The 24,064-nt window shown below is 30.5% G+C and carries 21 protein-coding genes, 6 tRNA genes and 1 rRNA gene; 21 read left to right on the forward strand and 7 right to left on the reverse strand.

From position 1 onward, the window contains the following. The 14 genes from EDC18_RS13135 to truA all read left to right on the forward strand — a co-directional run. A 16S ribosomal RNA gene (locus EDC18_RS13135) occupies positions 1–88 on the forward strand; the annotation flags it as partial. A gap of 174 nt (positions 89–262) precedes the next feature. Continuing rightward, positions 263–344, forward strand: a tRNA-Tyr gene (locus EDC18_RS13140). Between the two features lie 4 nt (positions 345–348). Further along, a tRNA-Leu gene (locus EDC18_RS13145) sits at positions 349–434 on the forward strand. 66 nt (positions 435–500) lie between these two features. Next, a tRNA-Phe gene (locus tag EDC18_RS13150) sits at positions 501–576 on the forward strand. Positions 577–590: 14 nt separating this feature from the next. Further along, positions 591–661, forward strand: a tRNA-Gly gene (locus EDC18_RS13155). An 8-nt stretch (positions 662–669) separates the two neighbouring features. Continuing rightward, positions 670–741: transfer RNA gene (locus tag EDC18_RS13160), tRNA-Gly, on the forward strand. 28 nt (positions 742–769) lie between these two features. Further along, positions 770–841, forward strand: a tRNA-Gln gene (locus EDC18_RS13165). Positions 842–1,022: 181 nt separating this feature from the next. Next, positions 1,023–1,826: a L,D-transpeptidase gene (locus tag EDC18_RS13170; protein WP_132253883.1), complete on the forward strand. Its 804-nt coding sequence runs from the start codon at positions 1,023–1,025 to the stop codon at positions 1,824–1,826. 104 nt (positions 1,827–1,930) lie between these two features. Further along, on the forward strand, positions 1,931–4,519 hold the full coding sequence (locus EDC18_RS13175; RefSeq protein WP_132253884.1) for a DUF5050 domain-containing protein: 2,589 nt from the start codon (positions 1,931–1,933) through the stop codon (positions 4,517–4,519). A 250-nt stretch (positions 4,520–4,769) separates the two neighbouring features. After that, positions 4,770–6,515, forward strand: coding sequence for a B12-binding domain-containing radical SAM protein (locus EDC18_RS13180; RefSeq protein WP_132253886.1), 1,746 nt, complete (start codon positions 4,770–4,772; stop codon positions 6,513–6,515). Positions 6,516–6,526: 11 nt separating this feature from the next. Further along, positions 6,527–7,195, forward strand: coding sequence for an endonuclease III (gene nth, locus EDC18_RS13185; protein WP_132253888.1), 669 nt, complete (start codon positions 6,527–6,529; stop codon positions 7,193–7,195). A gap of 19 nt (positions 7,196–7,214) precedes the next feature. After that, positions 7,215–7,880: an NUDIX hydrolase gene (locus tag EDC18_RS13190; RefSeq protein ID WP_132253889.1), complete on the forward strand. Its 666-nt coding sequence runs from the start codon at positions 7,215–7,217 to the stop codon at positions 7,878–7,880. 11 nt (positions 7,881–7,891) lie between these two features. Beyond that, a complete protein-coding gene (locus EDC18_RS13195) occupies positions 7,892–8,605 on the forward strand; it encodes a 3'-5' exonuclease (RefSeq protein WP_132253891.1) in 714 nt (237 codons plus the stop codon). Position 8,606: 1 nt separating this feature from the next. Continuing rightward, positions 8,607–9,350: a tRNA pseudouridine(38-40) synthase TruA gene (gene truA / locus EDC18_RS13200; RefSeq protein WP_132253893.1), complete on the forward strand. Its 744-nt coding sequence runs from the start codon at positions 8,607–8,609 to the stop codon at positions 9,348–9,350. Positions 9,351–9,361: 11 nt separating this feature from the next. Here the strand turns inward: truA and EDC18_RS13205 are convergent, their stop codons facing one another. Further along, positions 9,362–9,964, reverse strand: coding sequence for a hypothetical protein (locus EDC18_RS13205; protein ID WP_132253894.1), 603 nt, complete (start codon positions 9,962–9,964; stop codon positions 9,362–9,364). A 150-nt stretch (positions 9,965–10,114) separates the two neighbouring features. Further along, on the reverse strand, positions 10,115–10,936 hold the full coding sequence (gene pheA / locus EDC18_RS13210) for a prephenate dehydratase (RefSeq protein ID WP_165878591.1): 822 nt from the start codon (positions 10,934–10,936) through the stop codon (positions 10,115–10,117). 611 nt (positions 10,937–11,547) lie between these two features. On the opposite strand from pheA, the gene aroF reads away from it, so the two are divergent. The 5 genes from aroF (at position 11,548) to EDC18_RS13235 (ending at position 17,064) form a co-directional block, all read left to right on the forward strand. Further along, positions 11,548–12,543: a 3-deoxy-7-phosphoheptulonate synthase gene (aroF, locus tag EDC18_RS13215; protein WP_132253898.1), complete on the forward strand. Its 996-nt coding sequence runs from the start codon at positions 11,548–11,550 to the stop codon at positions 12,541–12,543. A gap of 211 nt (positions 12,544–12,754) precedes the next feature. Next, the gene (locus EDC18_RS13220; RefSeq protein WP_132253900.1) at positions 12,755–14,335 is read left to right on the forward strand and encodes a VanW family protein; all 1,581 of its coding nucleotides are present in this window, start codon (positions 12,755–12,757) and stop codon (positions 14,333–14,335) included. Positions 14,336–14,394: 59 nt separating this feature from the next. Continuing rightward, complete coding sequence (locus EDC18_RS13225; RefSeq protein WP_207669220.1) at positions 14,395–15,381, forward strand: AIR synthase family protein; 987 nt, start codon at positions 14,395–14,397, stop codon at positions 15,379–15,381. Positions 15,382–15,424: 43 nt separating this feature from the next. Beyond that, the gene (locus tag EDC18_RS13230; RefSeq protein ID WP_132253902.1) at positions 15,425–15,907 is read left to right on the forward strand and encodes an Lrp/AsnC family transcriptional regulator; all 483 of its coding nucleotides are present in this window, start codon (positions 15,425–15,427) and stop codon (positions 15,905–15,907) included. After that, on the forward strand, positions 15,904–17,064 hold the full coding sequence (locus EDC18_RS13235) for an aminotransferase class I/II-fold pyridoxal phosphate-dependent enzyme (protein ID WP_132253904.1): 1,161 nt from the start codon (positions 15,904–15,906) through the stop codon (positions 17,062–17,064). The genes EDC18_RS13230 and EDC18_RS13235 overlap by 4 nt, the downstream gene beginning before the upstream one ends. Before the next feature lie 178 nt (positions 17,065–17,242). On the opposite strand, the gene perR is transcribed toward EDC18_RS13235, so the two are convergent. After that, positions 17,243–17,656 (reverse strand): transcriptional regulator PerR, encoded by a 414-nt coding sequence (perR, locus tag EDC18_RS13240; protein WP_132253905.1) that lies wholly within the window; start codon positions 17,654–17,656, stop codon positions 17,243–17,245. Positions 17,657–17,808: 152 nt separating this feature from the next. Between perR and EDC18_RS13245 the strand changes: the two genes are divergently transcribed. Both EDC18_RS13245 and EDC18_RS13250 read left to right on the forward strand, forming a co-directional pair. Continuing rightward, complete coding sequence (locus tag EDC18_RS13245; RefSeq protein WP_132253907.1) at positions 17,809–18,273, forward strand: chemotaxis protein CheX; 465 nt, start codon at positions 17,809–17,811, stop codon at positions 18,271–18,273. Continuing rightward, positions 18,273–18,761 carry a tRNA (cytidine(34)-2'-O)-methyltransferase gene (locus EDC18_RS13250; RefSeq protein ID WP_132253908.1) on the forward strand — a complete coding sequence of 163 codons (489 nt, stop codon included), beginning with the start codon at positions 18,273–18,275 and terminating at the stop codon, positions 18,759–18,761. Before EDC18_RS13245 ends, EDC18_RS13250 begins: the two co-directional genes overlap by 1 nt. Before the next feature lie 33 nt (positions 18,762–18,794). On the opposite strand, the gene EDC18_RS13255 is transcribed toward EDC18_RS13250, so the two are convergent. The 4 genes from EDC18_RS13255 to EDC18_RS13270 are packed head-to-tail and all read right to left on the reverse strand — an operon-like array spanning position 18,795 to position 23,767. Then, the gene (locus EDC18_RS13255) at positions 18,795–20,204 is read right to left on the reverse strand and encodes a sensor histidine kinase (protein WP_132253910.1); all 1,410 of its coding nucleotides are present in this window, start codon (positions 20,202–20,204) and stop codon (positions 18,795–18,797) included. Beyond that, positions 20,204–20,893 (reverse strand): response regulator, encoded by a 690-nt coding sequence (locus tag EDC18_RS13260; protein WP_132253911.1) that lies wholly within the window; start codon positions 20,891–20,893, stop codon positions 20,204–20,206. Before EDC18_RS13260 ends, EDC18_RS13255 begins: the two co-directional genes overlap by 1 nt. A 14-nt stretch (positions 20,894–20,907) precedes the next feature. Further along, complete coding sequence (locus EDC18_RS13265) at positions 20,908–23,292, reverse strand: endonuclease MutS2 (RefSeq protein ID WP_132253913.1); 2,385 nt, start codon at positions 23,290–23,292, stop codon at positions 20,908–20,910. Beyond that, positions 23,285–23,767, reverse strand: coding sequence for a GNAT family N-acetyltransferase (locus EDC18_RS13270; RefSeq protein ID WP_132253915.1), 483 nt, complete (start codon positions 23,765–23,767; stop codon positions 23,285–23,287). The genes EDC18_RS13265 and EDC18_RS13270 overlap by 8 nt, the downstream gene beginning before the upstream one ends. Positions 23,768–24,064 lie beyond the last annotated feature (297 nt).

Here is a 24,064-nt window from a genome sequence, read left to right on the forward strand (position 1 = left end):
GAGAGAGCCGTCGAAGGTGAAGTCGATGACTGGGGTGAAGTCGTAACAAGGTAGCCGTATCGGAAGGTGCGGCTGGATCACCTCCTTTCTATGGAGTATAAGTTTGCTATTGCTAAGGCAATAACCAACTTAAACAGTAGCTTTGAATTAATTCAGAGTTATAGAAAAAATTTCTAAAAAAAATGTTCAATACACTATTGCTCAAAACCTAAAATTGTGATATTATATTTTAGCTGGGAAAAATACTTCCTAGTGGCTAGATGGTGGGGTTCCCGAGTGGCCAAAGGGGGCAGACTGTAAATCTGTTGTCTCTGACTTCGAAGGTTCGAATCCTTCTCCCACCATTATGCCGGAGTGGCGGAACTGGCAGACGCACAGGACTTAAAATCCTGCGGTCCTTACCGACCGTACCGGTTCGATTCCGGTCTCCGGCATTTTTATTATTTATACAGACATACTTGACAAGAATAATGCAAATTGATATAATCTGTATACAATTTGCCCAGATAGCTCAGTCGGTAGAGCAGAGGACTGAAAATCCTCGTGTCGGTGGTTCGATTCCGCCTCTGGGCACCATTAAATGAATATATGCGGGTGTAGTTCAATGGTAGAACACCAGCCTTCCAAGCTGGATACGTGGGTTCGATTCCCATCACCCGCTTTGATTATGCGTGAGTGGCTCAGTGGTAGAGCATCGCCTTGCCAAGGCGAGGGTCGCGGGTTCGAATCCCGTCTCGCGCTTTTGTGTTCCAAAAAAATAAATAACCATTGGGTAGTCGCCAAGCGGTAAGGCACAGCACTTTGACTGCTGCATGCGAAGGTTCGAATCCTTCCTACCCAGTTTAAAAGCAAGAGATTATTCTCTTGTTTTTTTTGCGTTATAGGAACCTATTATTTCCTATAACATAAAAAGTTATTTAAAAGGGCTGTATTACTTTAAAAGGAAATAAAAATAGAATTCATAAAATTTTTATAAAATCATATCCTTATAATAAGTAAAAGAGTGTTAAGGGATAAGGATAATGGTTATATTAATAGATAAAAGAAAAGCTTATTTCTATATTGGAATTATAGGGATAATTGTAATTATTGGAATCATATTAAATATTATATTTTTCAAATCTAGACTACATCCTACAATGAGCACATCAGTAGAAAACATTCAAATACACATAAAAGATATTGAAATAACAAACAATAAAGGACCTGCTGAGTTATACCCTTTAATAGAGATAATCTGTTCAGATACACTTAAGGATGGAAAAATTATTATTGATGGAATAAAGGGAAGAACAGAAATCGCGGATAACAAACTAATTTATATCCCAGGAGAGATTTTACAGCCAAGGACTACATATAAAGCCACTATAGAATTTAAAGGATTGAATGACCAAGAATATCATAAAGAGCTTTGGTCCTTTAAAACAAAATCCCTTGATCCAGAAGAAGTTTGGGTAGAAGTGTCTTTAAATGAGAGGGGCCATAAGGTATATGTTCGGAATAAAAATGAATTGATTAGAGAAATGACTTGTTCTGGTGGAACAGCAGATGAGCCTACTATATTAGGAACATATTATTTAGAAAATAGAGGAGATGAATTTTATTCTGAAAGATTTAAGGAAGGTGCATTATACTGGGTAAGAATTCAGGATCAATATTTATTTCATAGTATACCAAGGGATAAAGATTGGAATATTATAGAGGAAGAGTTAAAGAAATTAGGTGGGCCAGCAAGCCACGGATGTATAAGATTGGAAGATAAAGATGCAAAATGGTTTTATGAGAACATACCCGATGGTACAATGGTCATTATACATGACTTTTAATTTACAAATATTTCCATTTTTGTTATAATGAATTCTATTAAGGTATAAGAAAGAAATGGTTGGGTGTACTAACTTTCTTAGAGTGTGAGGGGAGACACTGAAGTATGAAACAACAACAAAAGATATTAATAATATTAATATTTTTAATTCAAATAATGATTATAGGGTGCACAAAGAATGATTTTGTAGAAAGTGGTATTGATTCCATAAATAGTAAAGCAGCAACAGTAGTTAATTCACCTCAAAAGAATACAGTAGAGAAAGATGAATGGACAGACTTTATTGTATTTGGTAATTCAGATGACAACTATAGCATATACAAAATGGATATTAATGGAGATAACTTAAGAAAAATATCAAATGGGAAAATGGAAGGCATAGATGTACTTAGGGAGTATGTTTATTATAAGGACAGCGAATTTATATATGAACCTGGCCCCCTAAGAAGAGTAAGTTGGAATGGTGAAAAGGATGAAGAGGTAATTGCATACTTAGTTGAACAATATATAGTTACAGATGAGTATATATTTTTTGAAAGCGATAATAAATTATATAGAAGTGATAAAGAAGGTAATAATATAATCACTTTGGCTGTAGTAAATAGAGTGATTTACGATATGAAGTATAGTGATGGCAAGTTGTATTTTAATACCAGTCAAGGCATTTATATGATTAAAGAAGATGGTAAAGATTTGTCTATAGTTGTATCAGGAGGCTTTTACAAATTTAATATATCCCAAGATTTATTAATATACAATAACAATGATGTAGTTGTTATATATAATCTGAAAAAACAAGAAAAGGTTGAAGTTTCAAATAAAAATAATTATGAGTTATTTGTAATAGATGATTATATTTATTATTCCCAAGACCAATTTCTAGTTCGAGAAAATATATACACCAATAACAAAGATAAAATTTTTCTAAGCACCTTTTCTTATAATTTTTTTGGGTATGGTGAATATGTATATTGTTTTGGGGATAATTTTATTTGGAGAGTTGATAAAGATTTACAAAACAAGAAAGTTGTATTCGGAAAAGGTAATGTATTTAAAACAAATATGTTGTTAGTAAATGATGATTATACCTTTGTTAGAAGTTATGATTTTATCAACTATAAAGACCATTTAACATTCCTATATGACGCTGTAGATCCTACTAAAAAATTAATAGAGGAACCAATTGATAATGCAGTATTAATAGAGAACACTATTTATTATGTTAATCACTATAATAAGAAATTATATAAATACAATTTAATAACCCATGAAACAGAATTAATAATCAATGATCCAGTTTTGGAATTTGTCATTATAGATAATCTTATTTATTTTAGTAGAAATGATAATTATAAATTATATGTTATGAAAGATGGAGGAATAAAAAAGATCATAGATAATGGGGTATACAATATTAAATATAGTAATGGCCATATATATTATATAGATAGAGATGACAACAACAGTTTGTATAAATTAGATGCCCATAAGATGCCAGAAAAAATATTAGATGATTTTACAACTCAGTATGAGATTGTGGATAACACGATTTACTATCGAAATGAAAGTCAAAAAGGTGAGCTGTATAGAAAAAGGAATAATGTAAAAACAAAGCTCACTGAAGTAGCAGTAGATGGCATTTATTATAATACTAACCTATATTACATTGTATCTGAGGGAATAAATATATTGTACCAATTAGAGGTGCATAAAGAAAAAAGTAACATTGCCAAATTTATTGGAATGAATTATTTAGATTTTATAATAAAGGATAATGAATATATTGAAGCGGTAGCATCAGAAAGTGGAACTATTGCTATTAGAAAAGCTCGATACAATAAGGATTTAGCATTATATGAAGACAATAGTTTGACATATGAAAAAGTAGGACCCAACACATATATTTGTATGTATGAAAACTATATATACAAATACCATAATGGGGATAACACACTAGTATTGTTACATCCCTATCCTGTAAATAGGTTTCAAGTAAAAGATGGATGGATTTATATAACAGGAGACATATATGATAATAAATTAAAATCATATATTAAAAGAATAAGTATAGCATCAAATAGTGAAGAGTATTTAATAGAAAGCAATGAATTTCATACACCTTCATATAATTTTGTAGTGGATAATGATAAAATATACTATTATTTTCCTTATCAAGAACATAGAGGCAATCTCTATGTAAAAGATATAAAAAGTAAAAATGTAAGTATATTAGTAAATGATTGCAACCAAATAGTAGACATTGTTAATGATCAAATAATATATATGAATTCTGAAAACTATATATTTAGCATCGATAAAAAAGGTCAAGATAAAAAAATATTAGTAAATGAAAAGTCAGAATATCTAGGCATAAGCAATTCAAAACTATACTATTTCAGTTATGCAGATATTAGTTTTGACGGCTATATTAAAGAATTAGACTTAAAGGAAGGCACCATCTCTAATGTATCTAAAGAACCTATTAAAACTTGGGATTATTATGTTTTTAACAATTATGTTTATTATCTCTTAGAAGATATTATGATTTTAAACATAAATACTGGTGAAACAAAAGCAGTATATCAAAAGGACATACAACACTTTTATATTAATAATAGAGAACTAATTGTATATATTGAAGAAGACAATCAATCAGTTATTCATAGATATTCCTTAGAAGAATTAATAGGTTAATGAAAATGTAATTTGCAAACTTGCTTGCAAGGATTTGAGAATACTACTTTCACTGAAACCTTGTGCTTGTAGTGTAACGTAAATCATGTTACAAGGTTAATATAAAATAGCGGAGAATATTATTCTCCGCTATTTATAAATACAAGAGAAGTATGGTTTTTAGTTAAAGCAACTTATGTTATAATTAAAATTAATATATACTTATATAACCTAGTTTAATTCATGAGAGAAAGAAAAAGAAGGTAATTACATGAAAATACTACTAACATCAATAAATGCAAAATTTATACATTCGAATTTAGCAATTCATAGTATTAGAGCCTATTCTAAAGAATATGAAAAAAATATACAAATAAGAGAGTTTACAATAAACAATAGTGTAGATGATATACTAAGGGAAATCTATAAAGAAAATCCTAATGTATTAGCCATATCCACCTATATTTGGAACATAGAAATGGTAAAAGATATTATAATTGAGATTAAAAAAATACTTCCTAACATAGAAATCTGGTTGGGTGGACCTGAAGTATCATTTGATAGTGAAAAACAGTTAGAAAGATACAATATGATAAAGGGAATTATAACTGGTGAAGGGGAAGGCATCTTTAAAGATATTACTTCTTATTATGTAGATGGACAACCTTCTCTTAATAAAATTCAAGGGATTGTCTTTAGAGACCAAGCTAGAATAATAAATACAGGCATAAGACCTATACTAGATATTAATACCATTCCATTTGCTTATGAAGAGATTATTGAAACCTTTGAAAATAAAATCATATATTATGAAAGCTCAAGAGGATGTCCTTTTAGTTGTCAGTATTGCTTATCATCCATTGAAAGAGCAGTGAGATTTAGAGATTTAGATTTAGTAAAAATAGAATTAAAACAATTTATTCAAGCTTCAGTAAAGCAAGTAAAATTCGTAGATAGAACATTTAATTGCAAAAAAGAACATGCATTAGGGATCTGGAATTTTCTAAAAGAAAATGACAATGGATTTACAAATTTTCATTTTGAAATTGCAGCAGATTTAATAGATGAAGACATGTTAGAATTTTTATCAACAGTAAGACAAGGTTTGTTTCAGTTTGAAATAGGGGTTCAATCAACCAATGAGGCAACATTAGACATTATTCAAAGAAAAACAAATTTTAGTAAATTGAGCCAAGCAGTAAAGGCATTGAATACATTTCAGAATATCCATCAACATTTAGATCTAATTGCTGGGTTGCCAAAAGAAGATTATAATACTTTTAAAAAATCATTTAATGATGTCTATGCCTTAGCGCCAGAACAATTACAATTAGGGTTTTTGAAAGTTTTAAAAGGGTCTGGTATATTTAATAGAAAAGAAGAATTAGGTATAGTACACAGAGACAAACCACCTTATGAAGTCATCACCACAAAAGAATTGACTTATGGAGAAATTCAAACATTAAAAATGATTGAAGAAATGGTTGAAATATATTACAATAGCGGTCAGTTTACACATACCATAAAATTTATAGAAAAATACTTTGTAAACCCTTTTGAAATGTTTGAATCCATGGCCAATTATTATGAAAAAAATAATCTAAACACATTACAACATTCAAGAATAGCAAGGTATGATATATTACTAGAATACTTTAATACCCATATAGAAAAGAATAATAAAGTAATAGAGGAAATACTAATATTGGATTTATATCTCCAAGAAAATTTAAAGAAAAGACCAGAATGGGCTCAAGAAAAAGAAGAATATAAAGAAAGCATAAAAGACTTCTACAAAGAATCAGAAAACATAACCCAATACTTACCCCAATACAAAGGATATACAGCTAAGCAAATCACAAGAATGACTCATATTGAAACATTTACAGTGGATATAATGAAATTTATAAAAACAAAAGAGATTGTAAGTGGAGAAAAGCCTACTTTTATTCTCTTTGATTATTTAGATAGAAACCCATTAAATCATCATGCTAAAATAAAACAAATACCATTATAGGAGGTGTTGTAATGGGATTAAAACAACGGGTAAAAAAAGTCCTTGAGATACTAGATGATCATTATCCAAAAGACATACCTTGTTATCTAGACCATGAAACACCTTGGCAACTTCTTATTGCAACGATTTTAAGTGCACAATGTACAGATGACAGGGTGAATATTGTAACAAAAACATTGTTTCAAAAGTACAAAAGTGTTGAAGCTTTTGCTAATGTAGAGATTACTGAACTAGAACAAGATATAAAGTCCACAGGATTTTATAGAAACAAAGCAAAGAATATAAAGGCTTGTTGTCAAAAATTAGTCCTAGAACATCATTCCAAGATACCAGATGATATTGAGTTATTAACAAAATTAGATGGCGTTGGTAGAAAAACAGCAAATGTTGTATTAGGAACAATTTATAAAAAGCCTAGTATTGTGGTGGACACACATGTTAAAAGAGTATCTAATAGATTAGGGTTTACACCTAATGAGGACCCAGTAAAAATAGAATATGACTTAATGGCAATCCTCCCAAGAGAACACTGGATACCTTATAATACTCAAATTATTGCCCATGGGAGAGCTATTTGCAGATCAAGAAGTCCAAAATGTGAAAGCTGCTTTTTCCTTCCGTATTGTCCATATGGATTGCAGAATCAATATAACACTATAAAAGAACAAGTTAAAGAATAAATCCCTAAAAGGTGAATCAATGAACAAAGAGCATATAAATAAATTAAAAGAAAAACTTAAAAATACAACAAATATAATAAGTAGAGAAAAATACTTTAATGCAGCAGTATTAATCCCCTTGGTTTTTATAAAGGACGAATACCATTTTCTTTTTGAAAAAAGAGCCAAAAACATTCGCCAAGGAAGTGAAATTTCATTCCCTGGCGGAGGGTTTGAAAAAGGGGATAAAAGTTTTTTAGGAACTGCCATTAGAGAGACCAAGGAAGAATTAGGGATTGAAGAAGATAAGATAGATGTAATAGGGAAAATAGGATCTTATATTGGAAGACAAGGCATAATTGTTGAGGTATATATAGGAGAGCTTAAAATTAATGATATAAATGAATTAAATCCAGAGGTAACTGAAGTAGATTATGTCTTTACAGTCCCAATTGATTATTTTAAAACCCAGGAACCTAAAAAGTATTCTGTAAGATTAGAACAACAACCTTATTATACAGATGAAAAAGGCAATGTAATTAATTTATTGCCATCTAAAGAATTAGGATTACCACAAAAATACCATGAGCCTTGGGGAGGGAAATCTGTAGAATTTGATTTTTACAGAGTTAATAATGAATGGATTTGGGGCATGACTGCAGATATGATTAAAGAAGCAATTCAACTAATAGATATAGAAAAATAGAGAGGTGAATAATGGAAAATTACATCGTATTAGATTTAGAGACAACAGGGATGAACCCATTCTATTCTAAGATTACAGAAATCGGGGCCATAAAAGTAATTAATGGAGAAATAAAAGAAGAGTTTTCAATGTTGGTGAATCCATTAACAGAAATACCAGAACAGATTGTAAGTCTAACAGGAATTAATGACAAGATGGTAAAAGATGCTCCCACTATAGAGGAAGTATTACCTGAATTTCTTAATTTCACAGGTGGTCAAAATATGCCAATTGTAGGTCATAATATTATATTCGATTACAGTTTTATAAAATACAACGCTTTAATGATAGGGAAGAGCTTTGAAAGAAAAGGAATTGATACCCTACATATTGCTAGGAAAACTTTAAGGGGACTAGAAAGTAGAAGTTTAAGTTACCTTTGTAAGCATTATAACATAGAGAATAATTCAGCACATCGTGCTTTATCTGATACAAAAGCAACTTATGAAATATTAAATTATTTAAAAAAGGCATACTACCTAACCAATAAAGAATTATTTATGCCAAAGCCATTGCATTGGAAGCCTAAAAAAGAGAATCCTATAACGGATAAACAGAGAAATTACCTAGAAGCATTACTTAACAGATACCAATTAAGTATCAATAAAAGCATTGAAGACCTAACAAAAAGTGAAGCATCAAAAAAAATAGATGAAATAAATTTCCAATATGGAAGAAGGGCATAAAATGAACAAAAGAAATATTAGATTAGATATAATCTATGATGGAACAAAATATTTAGGATGGCAAAGATTACAAAATTCTGATAAAACAATACAAGGAAAGATAGAACAAGTATTATCTAGAATGACAAATGAAGAAATAGAGATCATTGGGTCAGGAAGAACAGATGCAGGGGTTCATGGAAGGGGACAGGTAGCCAATTTTTATACCTTTAGCCAAAAGAGTGTTGAAAACATTAAAGAATATTTGAATCAATATCTTCCTAAGGACATTGCCATAACAGAAGTAACAGAAGTAGGTGAAAGGTTTCATAGTAGATACAATGTTACAAAGAAAACCTACTTGTATAGGATATGGACAAAAGATTTCCCGCCTGTTTTTGAAGATCCCTATACCTATTGGTATAATAAACCACTAGATATTGAAAAAATGAAAGAAGCTAGTCTGTTATTAGTAGGTAAAAAAGACTACCAAAGTTTTTCTAACAAAAAAACGAAAAAGAGTACAGTTAGAGATATAAAAGATATTACCATAGAGATAACCGATGATGAGCTAAAGATATATATAACGGCAGATGGGTTTTTATATAATATGGTTAGAATTATTGTTGGAACCCTTATTGAAGTAGGTGAGGGAAAAACTAAGATTCAGTCTATAAAAGATATGTTAGAAGCTAAAGAAAGAGCAAATGCAGGCGAAAGAGCACCTGCAAAAGGGTTGTCACTATATAAAGTGTATTATGATTAAGATTCATCTAATCATTCATGTAGATAAGAAAGAATTTTATTTTTAAGTAAATTATCTAATTGGTTGGCTTTCTCTATTAAATGCTTTAGGGCTTCAAACTGATGGGTTTCTTTGTATAACTTACCAAGTAAGATATAATGATCACTAATATCCGTGTTTATGTTAATACCATACTCTAAGACTGTAATGCTATCTTGAACAAACTCTATATCGTTTAGATGCTTACTCCATTTGTATAGAGTTCTTAAAAGTTCGAAGTATGTGTTCTCATAAGCGGACAATACTTCAAGATTGGCAATGCCATAATTTAATTTAAGGTCAGTATTACTATACCTTCGTAAATCTAGCATTTTTAATCTAGAAAGTTCTACCACTTTGTCTTGTAATGCTTTAAGTGTTTCATCATTTGTGTTAAAATGAAAAGGCAAAGCATCTAGATTAATAATAATATAATCAAGAGTATTAATATCTTTTTTTCTAGTAAAATTTGCTTTGGTTTCTTTTTCCCAAAAAGCCTTTCGTGCATTAGAATGCTTTTTTTCTAATAGTGAAGTTCTATATTTTATATAAATAATAATAAGTATTAAAATAACCAAAAAAATTGGAATAGGCATATAATCATTCCTTTATTCGAATAAAATAATAAGGAGGTAATAGAATGAAATTTTTCACTAAATTTCGTAAGCATATAGCAATAGGAATAGCTGCTATAATGGTGTTTTCTACTTTATTAGGAATAGTAGTAGCTTATCTATAAAGAGTTCCTAAAGCGTTGCACTCTTATAATTACCAAGTAGTTTAAAATATACGCAATCATTCTCCATAGAATTGATTGCTTTTTTTATGGAAGGATTATCCAAGTTGCCTTCAAAATCAATATAAAAATAATATTGCCAAGGGGTATGAACCACTGGTCTTGATTCGATTTTTAACATGTTAATATTATACTCAGAAAAAGATTTTAATGCACTATATAATGCACCAGCCTTATGTTCTGTTGTAAAAACTACGCTAATTTTATTGCAAGAGCTATTAATTTTATGGCTCTTTCCTAAAATGATAAATCGAGTTGTATTGGTTGTATTATAATTTATATTAGGGGCAAGGACTTGAAGTCCATATAATTCAGCTGCTTTTTTGCTACTAATAGAAGCAATTTTTGGGTTATTAGAGTTTTTAACATGTTCTGCACTACTTGCAGTGCTAAAGTGTGGGACAATGCTCCAATTGTATTGATCAAGAAAGGGTCTACATTGTTCAAATGCTTGAGGGTGGGAGTAGACTTCTTGAATGCTCTCTAAGGTTGCGTCTTTTGTAGCTAATAAGTGATGTTCTACTTTAACAAAAACCTCACCAACAATATGGTAGGGATAAGTATTAAGCAAATCATAGATTTCAGATACAGGACCTGTTGATGAATTTTCAATAGGTACAACCCCATAGTGAACATCATCCTTCTCTAATTCTTTAAAAACACCTTCAAACTTTTCATTATTAATGGGATTAACATTGTTTGGAAAATAATCTAAAAGTGCTTGTTCGCTAAAAGATCCGGGAACACCATAATATGCAATATTCAAACTCAAAAAAATCACCTATCTTTTCTTTAATATATATTTATAAAACGAAGTGTTAAATGACAGTATTCAATAAAATCACCTGTATACTAAACTATACAAGAAAAAGATTAGTAAATCAAGTTATAGTTAATTTTATCAGTTATTAAATAGATACAGAAACAAGTTTGCAAATACTTTTATATGTTAGAAAAAATTAACAATGAAAACTACTTGACAAAGAAAAAGAATTTGCATATGATAGATAGTAATAATCTGTAAAATTGTTTAAAAATTTAAGAAAATGATGTGATTGTATGAATAACCAACCAACAAAAATAAATTTAATTGCTAATACATTCTATTTTTACTTTCTTAGCTGGGGCTTTTATTATAGCGCTAGCTACTTTACATGTAAAAAATTGAATCCTATTAACAATCAAATTAAGAGTAAGTTGGTTACTATATAATTATAGTAATATAGACATCTATAAAAAGAACTCTTATGGGGTTCTTTTTTTTTATATAAATTCATTCGAATGAAACACAAAGAAATCAAAAAATATCATCTTAGCGCAAAGATGTTATTACCCAATACCAAAAAAGAAATGGTAAAAAAATTATAATTGGAGGTAATAAGTATGATAATCATTTTAAAACCAAAAACGGAGAGAAAAGTAATTGATGAGTTAATAGTAAAAATTAAAGATACAGGTGTTCAAGTCCATGAGTCTAAGGGAGAAAATTATTATGTTCTAGGTTTGGTTGGAGATACAAGTCGATTAACACCTGAACAATTTGAGGGTTACGATTGTGTAGAAAGAAGTATGCGGGTGCAACATCCTTTTAAGCTTGCAAGCAAATTATTTCACCCTGAGGATACAGTTATAAACATAGAAGGTGTAAAAATCGGAGGAGGCAACGCTGCTATAATAGCAGGACCTTGCTCAATTGAATCAGAAGAGCAATTATTAACAATTGCTAAATCAGTAAAAGAATCAGGAGCCAACATATTAAGAGGCGGTGCATACAAGCCTAGAAGTTCACCATATAGTTTTCAAGGAATGGAGATAGAAGGGTTAAAACTACTGAAAAAAGCCAAAGAGCTTACTGGATTGCTTACAATCACGGAAGCCATTTGCCTAGATTCTATAGAACATGTGGCAGAATATACAGATCTGATTCAAATTGGTGCAAGAAATATGCAAAACTTTGCATTATTGAAAAAGGCAGGGAAACTTAACAAACCAGTAGTGTTAAAAAGAGGATTAAGTGCAACAATGGAAGAATGGTTAATGGCAGCAGAGTATATTATGTCCGAAGGCAATTCACAAGTCATATTATGCGAAAGAGGCATAAGAACCTTTGAAACCTATACTAGGAATACGTTAGATATTAGTGCTGTACCAATGATAAAAGAAATAAGTCACTTGCCAATAATAGTAGACCCTAGCCATGCAGCAGGAAAATGGTCAATGGTAGAACCATTATCAAAAGCGGCAATGGCAGTAGGAGCAGATGGTATAATGGTTGAAGTTCATCACCAACCAGAGAATGCTTTAAGTGATGGTGCTCAATCACTAAAACCGGAAAAATTTAAAAAACTAATGGAAAACTTAGCGAAGATGGGTTTATAGTAACTTTATCTGGTAAGATTGATAATAATGAGGCAGATGAAAAGGAGATAAGAAAAATTTATCTCTTTTTTTTTAGTGATATTACAAATTATAAAAACATACATTTTTATAAGGCCAAAACAAAAAAATAAAATAGAAAAATAAGGTATAATTTTAGGAAAAAACAGGATAATAAAAGAGTGGAATTCTATACTTATGGGGAGGAAAAAGAGTGGATAAATCAATAAGTAATAAAAAAATCAAAAAAATAATTCTAATTACCTTAGCTATTATACTATCTGCAATACTACTAAGTTTCGTAGTAGGTTATACATATATTAAAAAAGCAATTAACAATGATATAATCTATGAGGGAATTTTTATAAATGACGTACACGTAGGTGGCTTAACAAAGGAAGAAGCCTATGAAGTGATTGATGAGATAGTTAATAATATAAAAAGCAATACATTAACCATTTATTATGAGGATCGCATTAATGAAACAGTTACTTTTGAAGAGCTGGGGTTTGATGCTATTAATAAAAACATAGTAGATGAAGCTTTTTCAATAGGAAAAGAAGGCAATATCCTAAAACGATTTAGAGAAATAAAAATATTAGAAGAGGAACACAAATATTACGAATTAATATTTGATTATGACACTAACACAATAATAAGTATTATAGATTCTATTAAAAATAACTTTTCTATAAAACCAAAAAATGCTATAATACAAAGAATAAATAAAGAATTTGTAATAGACGAAGAAACAATAGGATATGAAGTTAATGATACTGCAACTCAAGAAAATATTTTTAATTTATTAATGAAATTTGATGAAGATATAAAAGTAGAATTAGTAGTAGAGCAAATTATGCCTGAATACACAAAAGCCTATTATGGGAATATAAAAAATGTAATAGGATCATATGTTACTAATTTTAATGCCAATAATACACAAAGAACAACTAATTTAATAGTAGGTGCCAAAAAGATAGATGGAACTTTACTGCATCCTAATGAAGTCTTTTCTACAAATGAAAAACTTTCGCCAGTTAATATCCAAAATGGTTATCAACCAGCACCAATTATTGTGAATGGAAGATTAGAAGATGGCGTTGGTGGAGGTATTTGTCAGGTAGCAACAACATTGTACAATGCAGTATTGTTTTCAGAGATAGATATTCTAGAACGACGTAACCATTCTATGCCAGTAGCCTATGTAGATCTTGGAAAAGATGCTGTACTCCTTAGTAGTGTATTAGATTTAAAATTCAAAAACTCTACAGAGTATCCTATATACATTGAAAGCTATATAGAAGGAAGTTCATTATATGTTAAAATATATGGATTAGAAGAACGACCTGCCAATAGATATTTGGAATTTGAATCGGTGACTATAGGTGAAGTTAGTCCGCCTCCGGCCAACATAATTTACGATGATACAATGTTAGAAGGCGTAAGAAAAGTAGAACAAAAGGAAGTTGTAGGTTATACAGTTAAACTATATAAGCATATTTACATTGATAATGTTTGGAAAGAAAAAGTACTAGTGAACAATAGTAATTATAGAGCTACACCTGCAACAATAAGAGTAGGAACAAAAAGTCCAAATAACAATAGTAGTGTTGTAGCAACACCAAGTGTACCAACAAATACTACAGAAATTAATGAAGAAAAAGAAATAGAGTTTATGGAAGATGTAGAAGTGATTAATACAGATGAGATTGAAACTGTAACAAATGAAACACAACAAAACGGAGACTCTATAGTAAATACAGAAGAGGCTTCAGAGGAAAATACTGAGGATTAAAGTTAGAAGGGAGGCAACCAACAAACACACAGTAATCTTGTTGGTTGATTATACAAAAGATGGAAGTTGGAAAAATATCTGAAACCGTGTTAAAAAGATCCGTTTTAAAACAGATAAAGCATAGAAGAAATGAAATACTAGTAAAGCCTAATGTAGGAGAAGATTGTTCTATACTAAAACTTAATGAAGATGAATTATTTGTTGTAACAACAGACCCAATTACTGGAGCAACAGAGGACATTGGGTCTTTGGCTATTCATGTAACGGCCAATGATTTAGCTTCTAGTGGTGCTGAACCAATAGCAGTACTTGTAACCATCTTATTGCCAGAAGGGGCAAGTGAAAAAACACTTAAAACAATCATGCAAGATATTGAAAAAACTTGTGTAGAATTGGACATGGAAGTAATAGGAGGGCATACAGAGGTAACGAAAGCTGTTAACCAACCTATTGTATCAGTTATGGGTATAGGCAAGTGTAAAAAAGATAATATGATTACAACCAGCAATGCAAAAGCAGGACAAGATATTGTATTAACAAAATGGGCAGGTCTAGAGGGTACTGCCATAATAGCAAAAGAAAAAGAAGAAGAACTTCTTAAAAAATACAATAAAGAATTTATTGAAAGTGCAAAAAGATACAGTGATGAGCTGTCTGTAATAAAAGAAAGTAAAATAGGAGTTAGCTTAGGGGTTACCTCTATGCACGATGTAACTGAAGGTGGCATCTTTGGCGCTTTATGGGAATTAGCAAGTTCAGCCAATTTAGGATTTGAAGTAGAGTTAAATAAAATACCTATAAAACAAGAAACTATTGAAATTTGCGAGTTTTTCAACTTAAATCCTTATAAGCTTATTTCAAGTGGCTGTCTGTTACTAACAATTGATAATGGGGAAGCCCTTGTTAAAGAACTAAGAAGGGCCAAGATAGAGGCAACCGTAATAGGGACATTGAATACCTCAAACAATAAAGAAATTATACAAGAGGGGAAAAGAAGAACTCTGGAACCACCAAAAAGTGATGAACTCTATAAAATATACATATAGGTAAATAAAGAGATTTCATTATAAAAAAATAGGAGGTAAGTTAATGAGACAACAGATTTTAGAAGCTTTAGAAAAAAACAGTAAAATCAGCGTACAAGAATTAGGAATCCTGCTAAGTGCTGAAGAAGATATTATTGCAAATGAAATTAAAGCAATGGAAGATGAAAACATTATTTGTGGTTACAACACTTTAATAAATTGGGATAAAACAAACAAAGATTCAGTAGTAGCATTAATAGAAGTGAAAGTAACGCCCCAGAGAGGCCAAGGGTTTGACAAAATAGCAGAAAGAATATATCGCTTCAAAGAAGTTAGAGCAGTTTATCTAATGTCTGGGGGCTTTGATTTAACAGTAATAATAGAAGGTAGAACCATGCAAGAAGTGGCATCTTTCGTTTCTAATAAACTTGCACCATTAGAGGCGGTATTAAGCACTGGGACACATTTTGTTATGAAAAAATATAAAGAACACGGTATTATACTTGAAAAAGATGACAGGGATGAAAGGATGTTGATTTCTCCATGAGAAAATTACTATCAGATAAAGTAAGCCAGATTCCGCCATCTGGTATAAGAAAATTTTTTGACATCGTAACTGAAATGGAAGATGCAATTTCTTTAGGAGTTGGTGAACCTGACTTTGATACACCTTGGCATATTAGAGAAGAAGGCATATACTCCTTAGAAAAAGGGAGAACCTTTTATACATCTAATGCTGGACTAATAGAACTTAGAGAAGAAATTAAAAAGTACTTATTACGCAAAATAAATGTTGAATATAACCATAAAGAAGAGGTACTGGTAACAGTTGGTGGAAGTGAAGGTATTGATTTGGCTTTAAGAGCCCTAATTAACCCGGGAGATGAAGTCATTATTCCACAACCTTGTTTTGTTTCCTACCAGCCCTGTACAATACTTGCAGGGGGAACACCAGTAACCATTCCATTACAAGCTAAAAATCAATTTAAATTAACGAAAGAAGAATTAGAAAAGGCCATTACCCCTAATAGTAAGATATTAATATTGGCTTATCCTAGTAATCCAACAGGGGCTATAATGACTAGAGATGAAATCAAAGAAATTGCAGAAGTTGTTATTAAAAATGATTTAATTGTTTTGTCCGATGAAATATATGCAGAACTAACATATGAAGGTCAACATGTTTCTATTGCAAGTATGGAAGGTATGAGGGATCGAACAATTATAATTAATGGGTTTTCTAAATCATATGCTATGACAGGCTGGAGATTAGGATATGCTGTAGGGCCAAAAGAAATTATTGGACCTATGACAAAGATTCATCAGTATGCAATTATGAGTAGCCCAACAATCAGTCAATATGCAGCTATTGAAGCTTTAAAAAGAGGCGAAGATGATATAGAAGAAATGAAAAAAGCCTATGACCAAAGGAGAAAATTTTTATTACACTCCTTTAAAGAAATGGGATTAGATTGTTTTGAGCCTCAAGGTGCATTCTACGTATTTCCGAGTATTCAAAAATTAAATATGACTTCAGATGAATTTGCAACAGAATTGTTAAAAGAAGAAAAGGTTGCAGTTGTGCCAGGTACGGCATTTGGAGAGTGTGGAGAAGGGTTTATTAGATGTTCATATGCCTATTCTCTTGATAATCTAAAAATAGCTATGGAAAGAATAGCTAGATTTGTTCAAAAAAGATTATAAAGCAAAAGCAAAACCTCCTAATACTAGGAGGTTTTGCTTACTGTATAGGAATTTCCTATACAGTAAGTAGCTTATTAAAAACGCTGCATTTTTCTAACGAAGTTAGAAAAAGCTTGATGCGTAAGAACAAAGGTGACTTCAGATAAAAAGTTAACAAATCTTTTTTAGAGTGAAGAAGTCACTTTGTTCTACATCCCGTACAATAACCATAAAAATAAAGTTTTTCACTAATAACTTCAAACCCTGTATCTTCTTGAACTTTTTTAGCAGACTCTGCTAGTACATCTGTTTCCAAATCTATTACACTATTACATTTTAAACAAATAGCATGAGGATGTGGAGCAACAGTTGCATCATATCTAAAACTATCTTCTCCAACATTTATTTCCTGAACTAATTGTGCTTTTTTTAAAGTATCTAAAGTTTTATATACTGTAGCAAGACTCATTGTAGGATGTGTAGACTGTAATTGTTTGTAGATGGTTTCAGCACTAGGGTGTTCATTAGTGTTATATAGAATGTTAAAAATTGCCAAACGTTGAGGTGTTACTTTTAGTTCTTTGGCTTTTAGCATCTCCGTCAGCTTTTCCATAAAATACCACCTTTTAGATAATAATAATTCTTTACTGATAACTATATTAGTATATTTTGGGGCAAATGTCAATATAATATTGCTGTATTTGTTGATAAATATGCATATACTGTGGTAAAATATGCTTAAGGCTATCAAAGGAGGGCAAAAAAATGAATGTTAATTATATTAATTCGTTTCTTAGTGCTGCAACTAGTGTGTTGAGAGATGTATGTCAAATAGAGACAAAGGTAGGCAAACCCTATTTAAAAGATCCAATATATGCAAAAGATACATTAGTAATTATAATAGGCGTTACAGGCGCTATTAAAGGATCTGTGCTTATTAGTGTAGATGAAGAGGTATGTTGCGATATCGCATCAAAAATGATGATGGGGATGCCTGTAAATGAGTTAAACGATATGGCAAGAAGTGCAATAAGTGAACTATCTAACATGATTTTAGGGAATGCAGCTACTGTCTTTTCTACAGAAGGTATTAACATTGACATTACCCCTCCATCAATATGTTTTGGTAGTATGTCCATTTCATCAAGTGAGGTTAAAAATATATGTGTACCTCTTACTTATGAAGACAAAGAAATAAATTTTAATATTTCAGTAAAGGATGTAAAGTAATGAATATCATTTTACACGAACCAGAAATTCCTGCAAACACTGGTAATATAGGTAGAACTTGTGTAGCAACAGGAACCAAATTACATTTGATTAAACCCTTAGGATTTGACGTAGATGAACAATCTGTCAAAAGAGCAGGATTAGATTATTGGGAACATTTAGATGTTACAGTATATGAAAACTTTGAGGATTTTACTAATAAAAACCCAGAGGCAGTAATTTTTATGGCTACAACTAAGGCAAAAAAAACATATACAGAAGTAGAATATCCCGTCAACGCATTTATTATGTTTGGGAAAGAAAGTGCTGGGATTCCAGAAGAAATTCTTATTAATTATCCAGAGACAAGCATTAGAATACCAATGTTATCAGAAATAAGATCACTAAATCTATCAAATTCAGCTGCTATTATTTTATATGAAGCCTTAAGACAAAATAATTTTGTACAGATGCAAAAATCAGGTGAGTTAAGAAATTATAAATGGTAAAAACCTTTCTAATTGAAAGGTTTTTACCATTTCTTATGAAGACTTTAATAAAGTAAAGACAAACTCGGTGCCTTTTCCTTTTGTACTAAAAACTCTAATATTTTCATTATGTGCCTTTATAATTTCTCTTACAATTGAAAGACCAAGACCTGTTCCGTTTTTGTCTTTTCCTCTTGAAGGATCGCTCTTATAGAATCTATCCCATATATATTTTAAGTTCTCACATGGAATACCTTCCCCAGTATCATTAATAGATACATATACTTTTTCACGTAATTGAGTTGTTTCTATTGTAATATAACTATTTTCATAAGAAAATTTTACCGCATTATCAAAGAGATTATGTAGCACTTGTTGTATCTTATCAATATCTGCGAATACAAGAAGTTCTTCTTTGTCTAACATAAGAGTTACTTTAATATTTTTATTAAGACATTTTTGTTCAAACAAAGCAGTTACTTTTCTAATTACGGAATGAATGTCAAAAGTTCTATAATTTAAATTTAATCCACTGGTTTCCATTTTAGTTAAAAACAAAATATCAGAAGTTAATTTGTTTAAGCGTTCGGTTTCATCGTAAACAATATTTAAGTATTTGTCTTGATGTTGAGCAGAAATGGTTCCGTCTAATATAGCCCCTACATACCCTTTAATAGATGTAAGAGGGGATCTAAAATCATGGGATATATTAGCAATAAAACTTCGTCTTAATTCTTCCATCTTACTTAGTTCAAAAGCCATGGTATTAAGTGATGTAGCTAATTGACCTATTTCGTCATTGGTGTTAACAGTTAGAGTGGTGTCAAAGTCTCCATTAGCATATTTTAAAGCTGCATCATTCATATCATTTATAGGTTTAACAATCTTATTTCCAAAATAAATTATAAAAGAAACAGAAATGATCATAGTAATTATAAGGGTTATTAGACCAAGTGTATAAATGATAGAAGATTTTTCCTTTATGGTTAAAATATCATAATGTAAAAAAATGGACCCTTGATAAGCACTCTTTGTCATTATAGGAATTCCTACAGAAATGAACTCACCATTAAAGAAACCATAAAAATCACCTGTACTAGAAGAATGTTTATAAATTATTTCATCGTTTAAAGAATGAAGATTTATATTTCTATAAGGAGCAATTTCGTTTCTAGAGTCTAAAACAAGTTCGCCATGTCGGTTCGCAAACCAAATTCTAGTATCCAAAGACTGATCAAGGATAGTAATTAAGTAACTAATATCAAATGAATTCATTGAACCAGAATTATAAGCAGAAATATATTGATTTGCTAAAATGGTAGCTTCTTTTTTAAGCAACTCTTTTTTCTCAGTAATAAGATGATTTTCAACTATTTTATATGTAACTGTCATTAGGATAAAAAAACTAATGGAAAGAATAATAAAGTAAGATACTATTACTTTTCTAAGTAATGTTTTGCGCATTATTTCACCTCAAATTTATATCCTATACCCCATACAGTTTCAATACTCCAAGAACCAGGTGATTTTATTTTTTCACGTATACGTTTTATATGAACGTCAACGGTTCTTGTGTCTCCAATATACTCATATCCCCAGATACGATCTAAAAGTTTTTCTCTAGTAAAAACTTGATTAGGATTAGAAGCTAAAAAGTGCAATAGCTCTAATTCCTTAGGCGGCATTTCAATTTTTTGTCCATTATTAATAACGGTATAATTAGAAATATTAATATTTAGTTCATCAAAACTAATTTGTTTAGAAGAATCTTCTTTAGGTTGAAATCTTCTTAGGACTGCTTTAACACGGGCAATTAATTCCTTACTGTCAAAAGGCTTGACCATATAGTCATCAGCCCCTAATTCTAGTCCTAGAACTTTATCAAAGGTTTCACCTTTTGCAGTCAACATTATGATAGGGGTATTAGAAGTTTTTCTTATCTCCCTGCAAACATCATAGCCGCTAATACCAGGCAACATTAAATCTAATATAATAATATTAGGTTTATAAGTATTAAAAACAGATAATGCTGCTTCTCCAGTACTAGAAGCTTTTGTGTCATAGCCTTCTTTGTTTAGATACAATGAAATTAAGTCCGAAATTAGACTATCATCATCAACAATAAGAACTTTTTGCTTAAGATTTTGATCCATTGACAACATCCTTTCTATTTAAATTCAACAATGGTTACGCCAGATTCGCCCTCTCCAAAATTACCCAATCTAAAAGATTTAACATATTTACATTTTCTTAAATATGAATGAATTGCATCTCTTAAGGCGCCAGTCCCTTTTCCATGAATGAGAGTTACTTGAGGAATATGGGACAAATAAGCATCGTCAATGTATTTTTCAATTGTAGCTAAAGCATCATCTACAATATAACCTCGTACATCAATCTCTGGTTTAATAGAGGAAGATTTATTCATTTTAACTTTAGAGCTACCTGTAGTAGAGATAGTCTTGTTTTCAGTGGGTTCATTAATAATAGATAAATTTGATGCATGAACTTTTGTTTTTATAATACCCATTTGTATGAGGGCTTCCCCTTTATTATTTGGCGGAGTAAGAACAATACCATTTTGATTAAATGTGGAGACAAAAACTTTGTCACCAGCTTTAATATTTTTAATTTCAGTTTTTATAGGTTTCTTAGAAGTCAGACCAGAAGAAAAACCTTTCTCGATATTAGTAAGACGTTCTCTAATTTTCTGTCTTTCATTTTCAAGTTCAGGCTGATTTGCTGTTCCTGACTCTTTAACCCATTTATTGAATTTACGTATTGAATCATCAGCGACCATTTTAGCATCTTGTAAAATTTTATGAGCCTGTAGCTTAGCTTCTTTTATTATATCATCTCTTTGGCTAGAAATTTTATCTTTTTTATCTTCCATCTCTAGTTTTAGAGTCTCTATTTCTTTTCTGTACTTCTCTGCAATCTCTTTTTCTTTTTCAATGTCTTTTTTATTGATTTCCAAATCTGTAATTAAGTCTTCAAACTGCTTGTCTTGAATGGTTATTAAATCTTTAGCAGAATCAATAATATAATCTTGCAAACCTAACCTTTTAGAAATAGCAAAAGCATTACTTTTTCCTGGAATGCCAATAAGAAGCTTATAAGTTGGTTTTAAAGTTTGAACATCAAACTCGCAACTGGCATTTTCTACACCAGGTGTTGAAAGAGCAAAAACTTTTAGTTCGCTATAATGGGTGGTTGCAATGGTTCTAATGTTTTGATTGTGTAAATACTGTAAGATGGACATGGCCAAAGCAGCACCTTCAGTAGGGTCCGTTCCAGCACCTAACTCATCAAATAAAACCAAAGAATTCACATCAGCATTACTAAGAATGTTAATTATATTGGTCATATGAGATGAAAATGTGGATAAATTTTGTTCAATACTTTGCTCATCACCAATATCAGCATATACCTCATTAAAAAAGGCAAGCTCTGACCCATCAAAAGCAGGAATATGAAGACCAGATTGTCCCATTAGAGTTAAGAGACCAACTGTTTTTAAAGTAACAGTTTTACCACCAGTATTGGGTCCTGTGATCATAAGCATAGAGAACTCATTGCCTAACCAAACATCAATGGGAACAACTTCCTTTTGGTCTAAAAGAGGATGTCGACCCTTCTTAATATGAACTTTACCTACATTATTGAATACAGGGGCAACACAATTGAGTTTTTTTGCATAAGATGCCTTTGCAAAAATAAAATCAAGTCTCCCTAAGGTTTCTATATTCACATGCAATTCGTCAAAATATTCATTGGCAACAGAACTAAGCTCTGAAAGAATGCGATCTATTTCATCTTGTTCTTTGCTCATAAGTTCTCTAATATCATTATTCAATTTCACAACAGACATAGGTTCTATAAATAATGTAGAACCAGTAGACGACTGATCATGTATCATACCAGAAAACTGTTGGCGATACTCTTGTTTAACAGGTAAACAGTACCTATTATTTCGCATAGTAATAACACTCTCTTGAAGCATATTACGTACACTTGAAGAATTAATTAATTGGTTAAGACTTTGTCTAACTTTATCATTAAGATTTTTAATAGAGCGTCTAATAGATCGAAGTTCAGAACTAGCATCATCACTCATTTCATCTTTAGAAACAATACAATTTTTAATCTCTTGATTAAGTGGATTCAAAGGCTGTAAAGCATCAAACAAACTGTCAAGAATACCAGTATCTTGACTCTCTTTTTTATCACTTGAGTTATATTGTTTTCCTCTTGAACAAGCGTCTAAAACATAACTAATATCTAATAATTCTTCCATGTTTAAATCGCCACCAATTTTTAAACGGTTTAAACTGGACCTAATATCTTTAAAGTTTCTCATAGGAAGAGAACCTTTTCGGTAAACCATCATTAGAGCTTCTCCAGTTTCTTTTTGTGCAGCAATAACTGTATCATAGTCATTATACGGCTCAAGATTAATACAGAGAGCCTGACCAATTGAAGAATAAGCATAATTAGATAATTGTTCGATAATTTTATTATATTCAAGAGTTTTAAGAACTTTATTATTCATAGTTAATCACCTTACTAATTGTTTTTTCATATACGGAAGCATATACTTTATTATTTTTAACGTTCTTTACAAAAGAATGAATCTTTGTAAAATCTAAAGACTTCCAAAATTTGATTGCTGAGCTATTTTTATCTAGAATGGTTAATAGTATTTTTTCTATATTATAGTCATTACGTATTAAATCAACTGTATTAAAAAATAACTCTGTCCCATAATACTGTCTTGCCACATTATTAGAGATACTTATATTTTGTATCCATAAACAGTGATGATGAGTATTAATACAACCCTTTATACTCCCTAGCAGATCATTTGTAATATTACATTTAGCAATATAATAAAAATAAATGGAATTTTGGGTATGTTGAAGATCTACATTATTATAACCATTTAAATCATTAGTAATTATATTATAATCATCTTCATCAACAGATATAATATCTAGTCTTAAAGATTTTTTTTCAAGGACAATCATAAATCACCTTACTTATATGTATTATAAACTTAATTCTATTTTACAATAAAAAGGTAAAAAGATAAACAAACATTTTTTTAGGTATAAACTTTACAGTGAATAGGACTTAATACCCATAAAGCACTAAGGGAAAAACATTACTAAATAATCAGGATTATGGTATAATGTTATTGTTTTGTAAAATATTTACACTTTTTATTGGTTAATACTAACATAAATATCTACTTAATAGGTTTTCTAAATCTATAATTTTAATAGGTATCTAATACTAATTATAATGATAAGGTAGGAAAATAA

It is taken from the genome of Natranaerovirga pectinivora (genome assembly GCF_004342165.1).
Lineage (GTDB): Bacteria > Bacillota > Clostridia > Lachnospirales > DSM-24629 > Natranaerovirga > Natranaerovirga pectinivora.

Bases quoted from the DNA above. Each gene is read 5' to 3' on its own strand.
- truA (WP_132253893.1), top strand. From the start codon at position 8,607: ATGAACAAAAGAAATATTAGATTAGATATAATCTATGATGGAACAAAA.
- EDC18_RS13230 (WP_132253902.1), top strand. From the start codon at position 15,425: ATGAGACAACAGATTTTAGAAGCTTTAGAAAAAAACAGTAAAATCAGC.
- EDC18_RS13255 (WP_132253910.1), bottom strand. From the start codon at position 20,204: ATGCGCAAAACATTACTTAGAAAAGTAATAGTATCTTACTTTATTATT.
- EDC18_RS13265 (WP_132253913.1), bottom strand. From the start codon at position 23,292: ATGAATAATAAAGTTCTTAAAACTCTTGAATATAATAAAATTATCGAA.
- perR (WP_132253905.1), bottom strand. From the start codon at position 17,656: ATGGAAAAGCTGACGGAGATGCTAAAAGCCAAAGAACTAAAAGTAACA.
- EDC18_RS13245 (WP_132253907.1), top strand. From the start codon at position 17,809: ATGAATGTTAATTATATTAATTCGTTTCTTAGTGCTGCAACTAGTGTG.
- EDC18_RS13270 (WP_132253915.1), bottom strand. From the start codon at position 23,767: ATGATTGTCCTTGAAAAAAAATCTTTAAGACTAGATATTATATCTGTT.
- EDC18_RS13250 (WP_132253908.1), top strand. From the start codon at position 18,273: ATGAATATCATTTTACACGAACCAGAAATTCCTGCAAACACTGGTAAT.
- EDC18_RS13180 (WP_132253886.1), top strand. From the start codon at position 4,770: ATGAAAATACTACTAACATCAATAAATGCAAAATTTATACATTCGAAT.
- EDC18_RS13260 (WP_132253911.1), bottom strand. From the start codon at position 20,893: ATGGATCAAAATCTTAAGCAAAAAGTTCTTATTGTTGATGATGATAGT.
- nth (WP_132253888.1), top strand. From the start codon at position 6,527: ATGGGATTAAAACAACGGGTAAAAAAAGTCCTTGAGATACTAGATGAT.
- EDC18_RS13190 (WP_132253889.1), top strand. From the start codon at position 7,215: ATGAACAAAGAGCATATAAATAAATTAAAAGAAAAACTTAAAAATACA.
- aroF (WP_132253898.1), top strand. From the start codon at position 11,548: ATGATAATCATTTTAAAACCAAAAACGGAGAGAAAAGTAATTGATGAG.
- EDC18_RS13175 (WP_132253884.1), top strand. From the start codon at position 1,931: ATGAAACAACAACAAAAGATATTAATAATATTAATATTTTTAATTCAA.
- EDC18_RS13195 (WP_132253891.1), top strand. From the start codon at position 7,892: ATGGAAAATTACATCGTATTAGATTTAGAGACAACAGGGATGAACCCA.
- EDC18_RS13235 (WP_132253904.1), top strand. From the start codon at position 15,904: ATGAGAAAATTACTATCAGATAAAGTAAGCCAGATTCCGCCATCTGGT.
- EDC18_RS13205 (WP_132253894.1), bottom strand. From the start codon at position 9,964: ATGCCTATTCCAATTTTTTTGGTTATTTTAATACTTATTATTATTTAT.
- EDC18_RS13170 (WP_132253883.1), top strand. From the start codon at position 1,023: ATGGTTATATTAATAGATAAAAGAAAAGCTTATTTCTATATTGGAATT.
- EDC18_RS13225 (WP_207669220.1), top strand. From the start codon at position 14,395: ATGGAAGTTGGAAAAATATCTGAAACCGTGTTAAAAAGATCCGTTTTA.